13 protein-coding genes are annotated in these 14,011 nt (G+C 60.2%); 9 read left to right on the forward strand and 4 right to left on the reverse strand.

Translation table 11 applies throughout. From position 1 onward, the window contains the following. Positions 1-89 precede the first annotated feature (89 nt). A complete protein-coding gene (locus BN3544_RS10200) occupies positions 90-1,163 on the forward strand; it encodes an HTH-type transcriptional regulator GntR (protein WP_019431092.1) in 1,074 nt (357 codons plus the stop codon). A 40-nt stretch (positions 1,164-1,203) separates the two neighbouring features. Here the strand turns inward: BN3544_RS10200 and BN3544_RS10205 are convergent, their stop codons facing one another. Beyond that, positions 1,204-2,178 (reverse strand): 2-hydroxyacid dehydrogenase, encoded by a 975-nt coding sequence (locus tag BN3544_RS10205; protein ID WP_019431093.1) that lies wholly within the window; start codon positions 2,176-2,178, stop codon positions 1,204-1,206. A gap of 151 nt (positions 2,179-2,329) precedes the next feature. On the opposite strand from BN3544_RS10205, the gene BN3544_RS10210 reads away from it, so the two are divergent. Continuing rightward, complete coding sequence (locus BN3544_RS10210) at positions 2,330-2,713, forward strand: cupin domain-containing protein (RefSeq protein WP_019431094.1); 384 nt, start codon at positions 2,330-2,332, stop codon at positions 2,711-2,713. A 107-nt stretch (positions 2,714-2,820) separates the two neighbouring features. On the opposite strand, the gene BN3544_RS10215 is transcribed toward BN3544_RS10210, so the two are convergent. Further along, positions 2,821-4,686 (reverse strand): DEAD/DEAH box helicase, encoded by a 1,866-nt coding sequence (locus BN3544_RS10215; RefSeq protein ID WP_019431095.1) that lies wholly within the window; start codon positions 4,684-4,686, stop codon positions 2,821-2,823. A 336-nt stretch (positions 4,687-5,022) separates the two neighbouring features. Here BN3544_RS10215 and BN3544_RS10220 point away from each other — a divergent pair, with 336 nt between their 5' ends. From BN3544_RS10220 to ettA, 3 genes are all read left to right on the forward strand, one after another. Then, entirely contained in the window at positions 5,023-6,030 is a 1,008-nt protein-coding gene (locus BN3544_RS10220) for a Bug family tripartite tricarboxylate transporter substrate binding protein (protein ID WP_019431096.1), read from the forward strand. A 106-nt stretch (positions 6,031-6,136) separates the two neighbouring features. After that, on the forward strand, positions 6,137-7,333 hold the full coding sequence (locus BN3544_RS10225) for a 3'-5' exonuclease (RefSeq protein WP_019431097.1): 1,197 nt from the start codon (positions 6,137-6,139) through the stop codon (positions 7,331-7,333). Between the two features lie 137 nt (positions 7,334-7,470). Continuing rightward, the gene (gene ettA / locus BN3544_RS10230) at positions 7,471-9,132 is read left to right on the forward strand and encodes an energy-dependent translational throttle protein EttA (protein ID WP_019431098.1); all 1,662 of its coding nucleotides are present in this window, start codon (positions 7,471-7,473) and stop codon (positions 9,130-9,132) included. An 85-nt stretch (positions 9,133-9,217) separates the two neighbouring features. Here the strand turns inward: ettA and BN3544_RS10235 are convergent, their stop codons facing one another. Continuing rightward, positions 9,218-9,496, reverse strand: coding sequence for a hypothetical protein (locus BN3544_RS10235; protein WP_019431099.1), 279 nt, complete (start codon positions 9,494-9,496; stop codon positions 9,218-9,220). A 78-nt stretch (positions 9,497-9,574) separates the two neighbouring features. Between BN3544_RS10235 and BN3544_RS10240 the strand changes: the two genes are divergently transcribed. Beyond that, on the forward strand, positions 9,575-10,294 hold the full coding sequence (locus BN3544_RS10240) for a pseudouridine synthase (protein ID WP_026036850.1): 720 nt from the start codon (positions 9,575-9,577) through the stop codon (positions 10,292-10,294). Here the strand turns inward: BN3544_RS10240 and BN3544_RS10245 are convergent. Then, entirely contained in the window at positions 10,284-11,108 is an 825-nt protein-coding gene (locus tag BN3544_RS10245) for an alpha/beta fold hydrolase (protein ID WP_019431101.1), read from the reverse strand. The two genes, BN3544_RS10240 and BN3544_RS10245, sit on opposite strands and share 11 nt — an antisense overlap. A 63-nt stretch (positions 11,109-11,171) precedes the next feature. On the opposite strand from BN3544_RS10245, the gene BN3544_RS10250 reads away from it, so the two are divergent. The 3 genes from BN3544_RS10250 (at position 11,172) to BN3544_RS10260 (ending at position 13,990) form a co-directional block, all read left to right on the forward strand. Then, positions 11,172-12,152 carry a YncE family protein gene (locus BN3544_RS10250; protein ID WP_026036851.1) on the forward strand — a complete coding sequence of 327 codons (981 nt, stop codon included), beginning with the start codon at positions 11,172-11,174 and terminating at the stop codon, positions 12,150-12,152. Positions 12,153-12,309: 157 nt separating this feature from the next. Next, a complete protein-coding gene (locus BN3544_RS10255) occupies positions 12,310-13,023 on the forward strand; it encodes a polysaccharide deacetylase family protein (protein ID WP_231733954.1) in 714 nt (237 codons plus the stop codon). A gap of 4 nt (positions 13,024-13,027) precedes the next feature. Next, positions 13,028-13,990, forward strand: a complete 963-nt coding sequence (locus tag BN3544_RS10260; protein ID WP_019431104.1) for a sterol desaturase family protein — start codon at positions 13,028-13,030, stop codon at positions 13,988-13,990. The last annotated feature ends 21 nt before the right edge of the window (positions 13,991-14,011 follow it).

Consider the following 14,011-nt stretch of genomic DNA (forward strand, 5'->3'; position numbering starts at 1 on the left):
TTTCCACGAATCTTCAAAATTTCCACTGAAAACTTTGGGATAGCGCTATCCTATCGGCAGCTGAATTGAATTTTCCTCCGGATTAACCCTTGCCCAACACTGTTTCTTCACCTCCCAAGTCCGTCAAAAGCCAACGAGCCACAGGCCGCGTCACCCTGAGTGATGTGGCCCAAGCCGCGGGCGTCAGCCCCAGCACGGTGTCGCGGGCTTTGCGGGGTGAGCGTGCGGTCGATCCCGCCTTGATTGAGCGCGTCCAGGCGGTCTCCAGCAAGCTCGGCTATGTGCCCGACCCTGCCGCGCGTGCCTTGGCTTCGCAGCGCAGCAACCATGTGGCCATTTTGATTCCCTTGCTGTCGAATGCCCTGTTTGTCGACCTGCTGGATGCGGCACAAAAAACTTTGCGTGCAGCCGGCTTCCAGACGCTGATGGGTGTGACCCACTACGACGCCAGCGAAGAGGAGCAATTGCTGCGCGAGCAATTGCTGCACCGCCCGGCGGGTCTTTTGGTCACCGGGCTAGACCATAACCCGGTCACGCGCAAACTCATGGACAGCAGCCAGGTTCCGTGTGTGCACTTGATGGATCTGCCCACCAGCAACAGCAACAGCACTGGCACCAACGACGCAGCCCCTTATTGCGTTGGCTTTCGTCAAACCGAGGCGGGCGCTGCACTGACGCGGCATTTGTTGGCGAGCGGTCGCCAGCGGATTGCGTTTGCGGCAGCACAGCTGGACCCGCGCGTGATGCAGCGGCTGTATGGCTGGCGCAGTGCATTGCAAGAAGCTGGGGTTTATGAGCCCACCCTGGAGTTCCTCAACCCCGCCCCCTCGTCCCTCGCTTTGGGCGGCGTGATGTTTGAGCAAATCATGCAGCAGCGCCCGGCGGTCGATGCCATCTTTTTTTGCAACGACGACTTAGCCCAGGGCGCTTTGATGGCGGCGTTGCGAATGGGTATTTCGGTGCCCTCACAAGTGGCGATTGCGGGCTTCAACGACCTGACGGGCAGCGATCAAATGTTGCCTGCACTGACCACGGTGCGCACGCCACGCGCCCGAATCGGCGAGGCGGCAGCACAAATGTTGCTCACGCTCATGCGGGGTGAGGCACCTGAATTGCCGCAACTTGACTTGGGCTTTGAAATCATTCAACGCCAAAGCACCTGAGCTATTTTGGGGAGAGAAATCCCCTCTCGCGACGGCTGGTTCAGCGCGGACCGTGCAGCACGTTGATCAGTGCCTCGCCCCGGCTCAGCCGAGCAATGTTGTCGGCCAAAGTTTCTTGACGACGGCGCACCGTGCCCGAGGTCCAGCCTGACATGTGCGGCGTCATCAGCACATTGTCCAGCGCCGCAAAGTCGTATTGCGAAGGTGCGCATTCGGTCTGTGTGGGCGTGGGGTATTGGTACCAGGTGTCGATCACGGCCCCGCCGATTTGACGCGAGGCGAGTGCGTCGTAAAGTGCTTTTTCGTCAATCACCGCGCCGCGGCCTACGTTCATCAGCACCGCATCGGGTCGCATGGCGGCGATGGCCAGCGCATCCACCAAGCCTTTGGTGTTGTCGGTCAGCGGCAAGCTCACCACCACAGCGTCGACCGATCCCATGAAGTCGTGCAGCGCGTCGAGCGTCCAGCTTTGGTCAACGCTGGGGTGTTGAATGGGGCTGCGGTTGGCCACATGCACCCGCATGCCCATGGCTTTGGCGCGTTGTGCCACGGTTTGGGCAATGTGGCCGAAACCGAGCAGGCCAATCGTTTGCGCACCCAGCTCGGTGCGCAAAGCGGTTGGACGGCCTGCCCAGTAGGTCCAGCGTTGCTGGCGCAAGTCCTGGTCAGCCCGTGCCAGCGGCACATGGCGCATCAGCAGGGCGGCGATCACGTATTCGGCAATGGCGTTTTCGTGGCCAAAGCAATTGGCCAGGGTGCACTGCGCGGGCAGCAGTGCGGTGTTGACCGCATCCGTGCCTGCGGCTGGGGCATGAAACAGGCGGGCCTTGAGCGGCACGGGCATGCCGCTTTGTAGCTTGATGCCCACCACCACATCGGCGCTTTCGTAGTGCGCCTGTTCGCCGGGCAGGTCGAGGGCATCGCTCAAGTCGAGAATCTGGTGCTCAGCGGCGATCAGTTGTTGAAAGCCTTGGCGAAAATTGGCGGCGTTTTGGCCGTGGAAAACGATTTTCATGGGAAATGTGGTCCTGTTGTCTCGTGTCGGTATTTGTGTTGCATGGGACGTCAACTGAGCAAGACTATGCCAGATGCACTGCGCACGTCGTCAGGCCCGGTGACGGCTCGGCGACAATCGTGCTTTCCTATTTCTCACGAGACACACCGTCATGACGCAGCTGAAAAAAGTCATTCTCTTTACCGATACCGATGGACGCGCACGCTTTCGCGACGAATTTGTGGCCCTGACCGAAGGCACGCCACAAAGCCAGTTATCGGCCTTGATGCCGGCGGCTGCGTGCCAGTTGCGACAAAGCCCGGTGGGTTTTCGCAGCACGTTTCATTGCTCGGGAAATCCGCAGTGGCTGTTCGTGCTGGGCGGGCAGATGGAGATTTTTTTGCAAGACGGCAGCTCGCGCATTTTTGGGCCTGGCGAGTTTTTCTATTCAGCCGACACCTTGCCTGAAGGTGCCACGTTTGACGCCACGGTGCATGGCCACTGGAGCCGTCAAGTCGGCCCCGATCCGCTGGTGACCTTGTTCGTGCGCGACTGATTGACCCTAGGCTGAAGCGCTCGATTTGGGCATCCCGCGCTCGACCTGGAATGACAAATAAAAAGAGCCCACATGTTGCGGGCTCTGTTCATGGGGCAAGGCGCTGATCAGCGACCGAATCCACGGCCACCGCCGCCACCGCCAAAGCCGCGGTTGCCACCGCCGTTGCCGCCGCCATAACCACCACCGCCACCACCGCCACCGCCACGGCGGCGGTTGCCGCTGGCCAGGCTGTCAATGCTGGTGCGTGTCGGGTCAGGTTGGCCGCTGGTGCGAACAGGGTTGCGGTTGGGCAAATCCAGACGCGCAAACTGCGTGGTTTTTAAGGGGTCGATGTGGCGTGGCAACTCGTCGCCATCGTTGCGACGGCGGTCTTGACCGCCTTGGCCGCCTTGACCACCACGGCCGGGACCGCGGCCCTCAGGACGTGGACCACGCGGTGCGGGACGGCCTTGGCCATCGCCACGGTTGTCAAAACGCGGGTCGCCACGTTGTTCTTGACCGCGCCCACCTTCACGACCGCCTTCACGGCGACCATCGCCTTGGCCTTCAAAGCGCGGCGCGCCTTGTGGGCCATTGCGGCGTGATGGAGGAGGACCATTGCGCGATGGACGGGCAGGGCCCTGGCCTTCGCCGCGGGCTTGACGGGGACCACCGCCGCCGCCACCGTTACCACCGCCCACAGCGACTTTGTTGTCTCGGATGCGTTGCATCATGTCTTGGCGTGCGGCCTTGGCGGCTGCGGCCATCACATCACGGCTTGGTGGCTTGCCTGCGCCGCCCCACAGGGTCTGACGCCCCATGGCGATGGGCTCGGCCACTTCACCGGCGTCGGGGCCAAAGCCTTCGAGCAGTTGCACTGGAATCTCTTGCTTGGTGAAGCGCTCGATGTCCATCATGAAGCCTTCTTCGTCCAGACAGACCAGGCTCACGGCCTCGCCGCTGGCACCCGCACGGCCTGTGCGGCCAATGCGGTGCACGTAGTCTTCCGACACGTTCGGGATTTCAAAGTTCACGACGTGCGGCAAGTCTTCGATGTCGATGCCGCGGGCTGCAATGTCGGTGGCCACCAGTGCGCGGATCTCGCCACTCTTGAAACCGGCCAGCGCTTGGGTGCGGGCGGTCTGGCTTTTGTTGCCGTGCAAAGCCATGGACTTGACGCCATTTTTGGTCAAGAAGTCGGCCACATTGTTGGCACCAAACTTGGTGCGCGTGAACACCAGCACCTGGCTCCAGTCGTGCTTTTGGATGATGTGCAGCAGCACGTCTTTTTTCTTGTTGCGGCCCACGGGGTGGATCACTTGCGTGATGCGCTGCACCGTGGTGTTGCTGGGCGTGACCTGAATGCTTTGCGGGTTCTTGAGCAAGTTGCCCGCCAGCTCGCGGATTTCGTCGCTGAAGGTGGCCGAGAACAACAAGCTCTGCTTGTCTTTCGGTACCAAAGCCAGCACTTTTTTCACGTCATGGATGAAGCCCATGTCCAGCATGCGGTCAGCTTCGTCGAGCACCAGAATTTCGATGCTGGACAAGTCCAGGAAGCCCTGGCCTTGCAGATCAAGTAAACGGCCCGGTGTGGCCACCAAAATGTCCACGCCTTTTTTGATCTTGCTGATTTGTGGGTTCATGCCCACGCCACCAAAAATCACGGTGGAGTCGAGTTGCAGGTATTTGCCATAGTCGCGTACCGACTCTTCAACCTGAGCGGCCAATTCGCGGGTGGGCGTGAGCACCAAAGCGCGGATGGCTTTGCCGCCGAAGCGGTTTTTGCCCGGCTCGCTCAAGCTCAGCTTGTGCAGCAGGGGCAATGTGAACGCGGCGGTTTTGCCGGTGCCGGTTTGCGCACCGGCCAACAAGTCTTGTCCGGCCAGAACGGCAGGAATCGCTTGCGCCTGAATAGGGGTGGGGGTTTCGTAACCGAGCTCGCGCACGGCTTGCATGATGGCCGGAGCCAGATTCAATTCATCAAAGTTCATTTTTCACAGAGCGCCACGTCCGGCGCAGGTATCGGCTCATTCAACTGCGTTTGGCAGTTACCAGAGTTGGCCGATAAGTCTTAAGGTGGGCATGGAAACCGCAGGCGCTTGTTTTGAGCGTTGCCCGGGTCAGGCCCCAGCAGAAGTGCTGATGTTGTAGCAACTGGAGGCCACAACGGCGTGCATTGTCGCACAAAGCCCGGCAAGGCCGCGATGTGTTCACTTGTCGGTGAGCCTGTCGCCTTCGGGTCATGGGTTCAAACCCCAATTCAAAGATGCATGAGGTGGCCATAGACTGCAATGTTTATTCTTCTGTTTTCATACCGGTCAATCCCTATGCCCATGCAACAAAACAAGCCACGTCGACATTTCCTGAAAGCCGCCACAGCGGTGGCGACCACCGCCTTGGGCAGCAGTGCCTTGCTGAGCGCCGCTTGGGCGCAAGCCAAGTGGCCCGCCAAACCCATTCGGATCATCGTGGCCTTTCCGCCCGGCGGCCTGACCGACGCCTTGGCCCGCAGTTATGGCGAGCACCTTTCCGGCAAGCTGGGGGTGCCGGTGGTGATCGACAACAAACCCGGCGCTGGAGCCATCATCGGCATCGATGCGGCCGCCAAATCACCCGCCGACGGCTACACCTTGGTCATGAGCACCTCGGGCACCTTTTGGCAAAACCGCATTTTGTATTCCAAGCTGCCCTACAACCTCGACAAAGACCTGACGCCCGTCACCGTGTTCCCCTCAGGCCCTTTGGTGGTGGGCATCAACGACAAAATTCCGGCCAACAACATGGCCGAATTTGTGGCTTGGGCCAAAAAGAACCCCACCTCGATGGGCACCTATGCGCCGGGCTCTTACCCGCACATGGTGGCCGACCAAACCAACCGCATCCACGGCACCCAAATCCAGTCGGTGCATTACCGGGGCGAAGCGCCCATGTGGCTCGACGTGGCCTCGGGCCAATCGCAAATTGCGGTGGGCAGCTACCTGGCCTTCAATGCCGTAGCCAGCCGAGGCGTGCGTGCCATTGGCGTGACTGGCAGCTACCGCTCGCCCAAGCTGCCCAATGTGCCCACCCTCATGGAACAAGGCGACACCGCCAAGCTCGTCACGCTGGAAGGCGGACTGCCCCTGGTGGCCCCAGCGGGCACGCCCGAGGCTGTGCTCAAACTCTTGGCCGATGAAGCCGTGGCTTGGTCCAATACCGACAAAGCGGCCAAATTGCGCGAAACCTTCGCCATCCCCAATAAGCCCAAAAACCTGGCAGACACCCGTAAAGACTGGGAAGGCGAAGTGCCCGTCTGGATCAAGCTGGCGGTCGATCTGGGGATCAAGCTGGACTGATTGCAGCGCCTGTGCAAGAGAAGCGCCTCCATGGGGTGCTGATCTTGCTAAATGTGGGTGGTTTTGGCCTCTACAGAGGGTCAACCTTGCGGTTTAATCTCGACCTATGAACAAAACCGACCAACTGAGTTTTTTCGACTTTGATGCTGCACCCGTTGCCGCGAAATCCGTCAAATCGTCCAAGCCTGTTAAAGCTGTTGTGTCTTCCAGCGCGTCTGAGCCCGTGGTCACGACGGTGGACATGCTCGCAGAAATGCCTGCAAAAGTGCCCGCAGGAGTGCCCGCCGAGGTACCTGAGTCGGAAGTGCCTGAACGGGTATCTGACAAGCAGACTGAGCGGACTCAGCCGAAGGTCGCTGAGGCCCTTGCTGTTCCCCCATCCGAGCGTTCGGTTGACGCTGATGCCGACCCCGAAGCCATGGCCCAAACCTTGGCGCAGCACCCGGACTTTCGCGTGCTTCGGCGCTTGGTGCCTTGCACAGACTATGGCGGTCTGCATGGCCAGCCCACCCAGCGCGTGATCGTGCTGGACACCGAAACCACCGGGCTGGACAGCAAGAGCGAAAAGGTCATCGAGCTGGCCATGTTGTCGGTGTTGATTGACGCCAACACGGGTTTGCCGGTGGGGCCGGTGACCATTTACGAATCGTTTGAAGACCCCGGCAAGCCGATTCCACCGCAGATCACCGAGATCACCGGCATCGACGACAGCATGGTGCAGGGGCAGCGCATCGACGATGCCGCTGTGACGGCGATGGTGGCGCAGGCCGACTTGATCGTGGCGCACAACGCCGGGTTTGACAGGCCATTTGTTGAAGGCCGCTGGCCGGTGTTTGCGGGCAAGGCCTGGGGCTGTTCTTTTCAGGGCATCGACTGGAAGAAAGAGGGCAGTGGCTCGGCCAAGTTGGAGTTTTTGGCGTCCGAGCGCGGTTGGTTTTACGACGCGCACCGGGCACAGGTCGATTGCCATGCCTTGTTGCAGGTGCTGGCTTCGCCGCTGGCCGATGGTCAAACCGGTTTGTCGCGCCTTTTAGCGGGTGCCGGACAGACGCGCTACAAACTGCGTGCCACGGGTGCGCCGTTTGAGGCCAAAGACAAGCTCAAGTCGCGTGGTTACCGCTGGGACGGCGAAGGCCGGGTTTGGTGGTGCAGTCTGGCCTCAGACGAGTCGCTGGACGCCGAATGTGCCTGGCTGCGGGCCGAGGTCTATGGCACGCGCAGCGCCCGGGTGCAGCTCGAAGCGTTGAACAGCTTGGTGCAGTTTTCCAGCCGTTCAGGCAAGTTGTCCGAGCGCTCGGTCTGATTTTTCTCTGTTCAGCCTGGCAAGCTGGGATAATGCCGGGTTGCATACACCGCAACTGAGCCCATATGCAGGGCTGCGGTGCAGAGCTGACACCCTTGGGGTGATGGGTCTCTGCCCTTTTTAATTCAGGTTTACACATGGCTCAATACGTATTTTCGATGAACCGGGTTGGCAAGATCGTGCCGCCCAAGCGTCACATTCTCAAAGACATTTCGCTGTCTTTCTTCCCGGGTGCCAAGATTGGCGTGCTGGGCACCAACGGCTCGGGCAAGTCCACTTTGCTCAAGATCATGGCCGGCATCGACAAGGAAATCGAAGGCGAAGCCATTCCGATGGCGGGTCTGAAAATCGGGTATTTGCCCCAAGAGCCCGTGATGGACCCCGAGCAGACCGTGCGTGAAGCCGTTGAAAGCGGCATGGGCGAAGTCAAAGCCGCACAAGCCCGCCTCGAAGAGGTTTACGCGGCTTACGCCGAAGAAGACGCCGACTTTGATGCCTTGGCCGCCGAGCAGGCAAAGCTCGAAGCCATCATTTCGACCGCAGGCGACGCCTCCGAGCACCAATTGGAAATCGCCGCTGACGCGCTGCGCTTGCCCGCTTGGGACGCCATCATCGGCAAACTGTCTGGTGGTGAAAAACGCCGCGTGGCCCTGTGCCGCTTGCTGCTGTCACGCCCCGACATGCTGCTGCTCGACGAACCCACCAACCACTTGGATGCCGAATCGGTGGACTGGCTCGAGCTCTTCTTGCAGCGTTTTTCGGGCACTGTGGTGGCCATCACCCACGACCGTTACTTCCTGGACAACGCCGCCGAGTGGATTTTGGAACTCGACCGGGGCTCCGGCATTCCGTACAAAGGCAACTACTCCAGCTGGCTAGAGCAAAAGGACGCCCGTTTGGCCACCGAGCAGCGCACCGAAGATGCCCGCTCCAAAGCCATGAAGAAAGAACTGGAATGGGCCCGCTCCAACCCCAAAGGCCGTCAGGCCAAGAGCAAGGCGCGTCTGGCCCGCTTCGAAGAGCTGTCTGACCACGATTACCAAAAGCGCAACGAGACCCAGGAGATTTTCATCCCTGTGGCCGAGCGTTTGGGCAACGAAGTGTTCGAGTTCAAGAACGTCAGCAAGTCCTTTGGCGACCGGGTGCTGATCGACAACCTGAGCTTCCAGGTTCCTGCAGGTGCCATCGTCGGCATCATCGGCCCCAACGGGGCCGGTAAATCGACCTTGTTCAAGCTGATCGCAGGCAAAGAGCAGCCTGACAGTGGCGAAGTCAAGATCGGCCAGACCGTGCGCATGGCCTTTGTGGACCAGAACCGCGACGACCTGAACAACGACAAGACCGTCTGGGAAGACGTGTCCGGTGGCTTGGACATCCTGAACGTGGGCAAGTTTCAGATGGCCAGCCGCGCCTATTGCGGCCGCTTTAACTTCAACGGCGGTGACCAGCAAAAGAAAGTCGGCATGTTGTCGGGTGGTGAGCGGGGTCGTTTGCACTTGGCCAAAACCCTGATTGCAGGCGGCAACGTGTTGCTGCTGGACGAACCTTCCAACGACTTGGACGTGGAAACCCTGCGCGCCTTGGAAGATGCGCTGCTGGAATTTGCCGGCTCCATCATGGTCATCAGCCACGATCGCTGGTTCCTGGACCGCATTGCCACCCACATTCTGGCCGCCGAGGGCGACAGCCAGTGGGTGTTCTTTGACGGCAACTACCAGGAATATGAAGCCGACAAGAAACGCCGTCTGGGTGAAGAGGGCGCCAAACCCAAGCGCGTGCGCTTCAAGGCTTTGAAGTAATTCACTGCTTTGCACAACGACAACGGGCCCTTCGGGGCCCGTTGTCGTTTGAGGGGGCTTCTAGGGATGCATCACGGCCGCCAATCTACTGGGCCGAGAGCTTGGCCCGTGCCTTGTCGGCCCACAATTGCAGGCTGTCGAACAGGTCTTGTTGGCTGAACGAGCAGCTTTCACCGCTGAAGAGGGCGCTGGCTTCCATGCGGTCGAGTAAATCACCCAGCACTTGGCCATATTTGTCGGGCAGGGCCAGGCTGGCCGCTCCGCTGCGCCACAGTTGGATCATCTCTTGTTGTGGCGATGCACCTTGGCTGCAGGCGGCCAAGGCCTGGGTCATGCGGGTGAGGGTTTCAAGGGCTGCGCTCATGGGCGGTGTCTCCTGCAAAAAGTGGGGGCCGTTTCGCGGCGACAATCATGCCCCATGAAAGCCAAATCTCTCAAACCCATGCGCCTTGAAGACATCTTGTACTGCCAGGGCTTTGGCACTCGCCGCGTGTGTGCCGGACTGGTCCAGCAAGGCCATGTGCAAGTGAACGGCGAAACCGTGACCGATTCGGGCGAATTCTTTGAACTCGAAGACCTGCATTTCAAGGTGCAGGGCACAGACTGGCCGTTCAAGGAAAAAGCCTATGTGCTGTTGCACAAGCCCGCAGGCACCGAGTGTTCGCAAAAACCGTCGACATGGCCGAGCATTTACACCTTGTTGCCACCCCCTTTGCGCCAGCGCCCCCAAAAAGCGGCGGTGCAGGGCGTGCAGGCCGTGGGTCGACTCGATCAGGACACCACTGGCTTGCTCTTGCTGACCGATGACGGCCAATTCATCCACAAAATGAGCTCGCCCAAGCACCATGTGCCCAAGGTGTACGAGGTGACCACCAAACACACGATCACGGCCGAGATGGTCGACAAACTGTTGACCGGTGTGGTGCTGGACGATGACCCCAAACCCGTGAAAGCCGCCGCCTGCGAGGCGGTGAGCGAATTGCACCTGAAGCTGACCCTGACCGAAGGCAAATACCACCAAGTCAAGCGCATGCTGGCGGCGGTGGGCAACCGGGTCGAGGGCCTGCACCGTTCGCAAATTGGCGGGCTGGTGTTGAACGACTTGGCACCAGGCCAATGGCGCTGGTTGAACGACGAAGACTTGGCTTTGCTCAAGCCCTGAGCTGAAGAGCGCTCATGAAGGCCTCTATCGCTTGCGCCACCGCTTCGGGCTGGTCGCGGTGGGGGGAATGGCCGCAATGGGCCAGCTTGAGCAACTGCGTTTGGGGCACGGCCCGGGCGATGTCGTCGATCTGGGCCATCGTGCCGTAGGGGTCGGCCTCGCCCTGAATGGCCAGCAAAGGTGCGCAAATGCCGCCCAGCTCGGGTCGGATGTCAAACGAGTGAAACGTGTCGCTCAGCCACACATCGTTCCACTGCCAAAATGCGCAGTCCACATTGGCGTGGTAGGGCCCCAGACGCTGGCGCAGGGGGCCGTTTTGGAAGGCATCGCGGGCCGCCGTGATGGCTTTGACTGAAATGTCTTCGACCATCACATGCGGTGCCATGACCACGCACCCTGCCACGTCGAAACGGCTGGCATGGATCAGCGCAATGGTGCCGCCGTCCGAGTGGCCCAGCAGCACCGGGCGCTCAATGTCCAATGCCTGCAGCAAGGCAGGCAAGATCTCCAGCGCTTCGCGGTGCATGTAGTCGGGCAGCAAACGGCCGTGGCGTTGTCCATCTGCTTGACCCGAAGGTCCGCGCACATCCGGCACCGCATCTGACTGGCCATAACCCTGCCTTGAATACACCCACCCTTGGCAGCCCAAGCGCTCGCACAGCTGGGCAGGCCAGTCACGCCACATGGCCACGCTGCCCAAGCCCTCATGCAAAAAAACCAGTACGGGAGCACTTGGACCGTTTGACTCGGCGATGCGCTGCACCTCCAGCGCAATGCCATGAATTTTGATTTTTGAAGGAAGGTTGACCTGCATCTGAATTCCTGCGAAGAGGGCGATTACACTCAAGCGCGATTAAAGAAAGCGTTTGTGAACTTGTTGTCTCTATTTTTCCGATTTTTGGCTTCTGGCCTGTTAGTGGTTTTGACCCATGCGGCCTCGGCCCAAACCCCGGCTCCGGTATTTGTTCTCAACTCGCTTGAGGGCAATGTGAGCGTAATCGATCCGCTCACCTGGACCGAGAAAAAAAGGATACCTACCGGCAAAGAGCCACACCATCTGTACATGACGCCCGACGAAAAGTCGGTCATTGTCGCCAATGCCCTGAGCGATTCGCTCACTTTCATTCATCCGCGCACAGCCGAGGTGCAGCGCACGGTGACCGGCATTCTGGATCCCTATCAATTGCGTTTTTCGCCCGATATGAAATGGTTTGTGACGGCGGCCAACCGACTCAACCACGTTGATATTTACCGTTGGGACGGCCAAACCCCGACGCTGGCCAAGCGCATAGCCACCGGCAAAACGCCCAGCCACCTCTGGATCGACAGCAAAAGCACCACCATCTGGGCCACCATGCAGGACAGCGATGAGCTGGTCACGATTGATTTGGCCACCCAAACCTTGAAGAGCCGGGTGCCCACCGGACCCATGCCCGCTGATGTGTTTGGCACGCCCGATGACAAAACCCTGCTGGTGGGGCTGACGGGCGGTGAAGGCGTCGAGGTTTACGACGTGAGCAGCGGAACACCGCGCAAGGTCAAGATGTTGCCTACGGGCAGGGGGGCCCACGCTTTCAGGGCACTGGGCGACAAGCGCCATGTGTTGGTCAGCAACCGCGTGGCCAACACCATCAGTCAGATCGACTACGTCAGCATGGACGTGGTGGCCGAGTTGCCCGGCCCCTCGGGTCCCGACTGCATGGACGTGAGCAAAGATGGCAAAACATTGTTGGTGGCTTCGCGTTGGGCCAAAAAGCTCACGGTGATCGACATCGCCAGCCGCCAGGTGGTGCGACAGGTGCGTGTGGGTAAATCGCCTCATGGGGTGTGGACGCTGGACCATGCGGGCCGCAACTGATTTCCTGACAGGCCTGTTGCTGGCCATCGCATGGCCGTTGTCTGCGCTCGCACAAACGCCATCGCCATCGCCATCGCCATCGCCATCGCCATCGTTGCCGGTAGCTTCATGGCCGAGCTGCACGCGACCGGTCTACCTCACGTTGGACACCGGCCACATGGGCGTTGCGCCCTTGATTGCCGAGGTCTTGCAGCGCCAACAAGTGAAAGTCACTTTTTTTGCGGCGCATGAAAAAACCCAAGAGGGCGATGGCACGCTGGGCCAGCACTGGGCCTCTTGGTGGAAAGCCCGAGCATCGGAGGGACACGCATTTGCCTCGCACACCTGGGACCACGCCTACTGGCGTGGCGATGTGCAAGAAGGCGGTGTCCAGAAATTTCGCATCCGCCCCAGCGCGGGGGCACAAGCAGGCCAAAGCCTGACATGGACGCCGCAACAGTACTGTGACAACTTGCGGCAGGCTGCCCAGCGTTTGCAAACCATGACCGGACAAGCGCCGTTGCCCCTGTTCAGGGCCCCTGGTGGAAAAACCTCGCCTCGCCTGATTGAGGCGGCGCGGCAATGTGGCTTCAATCACGTAGGTTGGGCCGATGCCGGTTTTTTGGGGGACGAACTGCCCAGCGACAGCTACCCCAACGCGCAGTTGCTGCAAAAAGCCTTGAAAAACATTCGACAAGGCGACATTCTGATGGCGCACCTGGGCATTTGGTCACGCCAAGACCCGTGGGCGCCGGCTGTACTGGAGCCGCTGATTGTGGGACTGAAGGCCCGTGGCCTGTGCTTTGCCACTTTGCGCGAACACCCCGCTTACCGCGACTGGGTTCGCCAGCACCCCTTGGCACTGCCGGGTTTGCCCGATTCGCGACAATAAGCACATGGACTTTTTGCTTGACAGTTTTGCCGGGTTGCAAGAGACGCTTTACGAAGTGGTGGTGCAGCCCATCGCTTTTGCCGCAGGGCAGGGCCATCTGCTGGAAAAAGCCTACGAAGGCACGGGTTGGGTGGTGGTGGGCCTGCTGCAGATTGCCGTCATGCTCGTGGTCATCGGTCCACTGCAACGCTTGTGGCCTGTTGAAACCCAGACGAACGCCAAGGCAGTACGCGTCGATGTGCTCTACACCCTGATTCACCGCTTGGGCCTGTTCAAGCTGGGCATGTTTTTCACGCTCGATTACGCGTTCGAGCAAGGTTGGGGCGTGCTGCGCGGCATGGGCTGGCCGACTTTTCACCTCGATGGCCTGTGGCCCGGCGTGACCGACCAAGCGTTGCCTGGTTTCTTGCTTTATTTGGTGGTGTTCGATTTTGTGCATTACTGGATTCACCGTGCGCAGCACCAGTCCAACACTTGGTGGGCTTTGCATTCGCTGCACCACGCGCAACGCCAAATGACCATGTGGACAGACAACCGCAACCACTTGCTGGACGACATCGTGACCAGCCTGATCTTGTCCACGGTGGCCGTGCTGATCGGTGTGGGGCCGGGCCAATTTGTGGCGCTGGTGGCCATCAGCCAGTTGAGCGAAAACTTTCAGCACGCCAATTTGCGTGTGTGGTTTGGCCGCATAGGCGAACGCCTGTGGGTCAGCCCGCGCTTTCACCGCAGGCACCACAGCATTGGCATCGGCCACGAGTCGCAATCTCAAGGCCGAACCGTTTTGGGCGGCTGCAACTTCGGGGTGTTGTTGCCATGGTGGGACATGCTTTTTGGCACCGCAGATTTTCAGCTGCGGTATGACCCCACCGGCGTGCGCGACCAGGTGGAGCACGGGCGCGACTACGGGCGCGGCTTTTGGGCTCAGCAGCGGCAAGGCTTGCTGCGGCTGCTGGGTCGGGCCTGAGCTTCGGGGCTGGCTGCCAAG

The organism is Limnohabitans sp. Rim47 (genome assembly GCF_001517545.1).
GTDB lineage: Bacteria > Pseudomonadota > Gammaproteobacteria > Burkholderiales > Burkholderiaceae_C > Limnohabitans_A.

Excerpts from the sequence above, each read along its gene's own strand:
- BN3544_RS10205 (WP_019431093.1), bottom strand. The coding sequence starts at position 2,178 with ATGAAAATCGTTTTCCACGGCCAAAACGCCGCCAATTTTCGCCAAGGC.
- BN3544_RS10210 (WP_019431094.1), top strand. The coding sequence starts at position 2,330 with ATGACGCAGCTGAAAAAAGTCATTCTCTTTACCGATACCGATGGACGC.
- BN3544_RS10215 (WP_019431095.1), bottom strand. The coding sequence starts at position 4,686 with ATGAACTTTGATGAATTGAATCTGGCTCCGGCCATCATGCAAGCCGTG.
- BN3544_RS10220 (WP_019431096.1), top strand. The coding sequence starts at position 5,023 with ATGCCCATGCAACAAAACAAGCCACGTCGACATTTCCTGAAAGCCGCC.
- BN3544_RS10225 (WP_019431097.1), top strand. The coding sequence starts at position 6,137 with ATGAACAAAACCGACCAACTGAGTTTTTTCGACTTTGATGCTGCACCC.
- ettA (WP_019431098.1), top strand. The coding sequence starts at position 7,471 with ATGGCTCAATACGTATTTTCGATGAACCGGGTTGGCAAGATCGTGCCG.
- BN3544_RS10235 (WP_019431099.1), bottom strand. The coding sequence starts at position 9,496 with ATGAGCGCAGCCCTTGAAACCCTCACCCGCATGACCCAGGCCTTGGCC.
- BN3544_RS10240 (WP_026036850.1), top strand. The coding sequence starts at position 9,575 with ATGCGCCTTGAAGACATCTTGTACTGCCAGGGCTTTGGCACTCGCCGC.
- BN3544_RS10245 (WP_019431101.1), bottom strand. The coding sequence starts at position 11,108 with ATGCAGGTCAACCTTCCTTCAAAAATCAAAATTCATGGCATTGCGCTG.
- BN3544_RS10255 (WP_231733954.1), top strand. The coding sequence starts at position 12,310 with ATGGGCGTTGCGCCCTTGATTGCCGAGGTCTTGCAGCGCCAACAAGTG.
- BN3544_RS10260 (WP_019431104.1), top strand. The coding sequence starts at position 13,028 with ATGGACTTTTTGCTTGACAGTTTTGCCGGGTTGCAAGAGACGCTTTAC.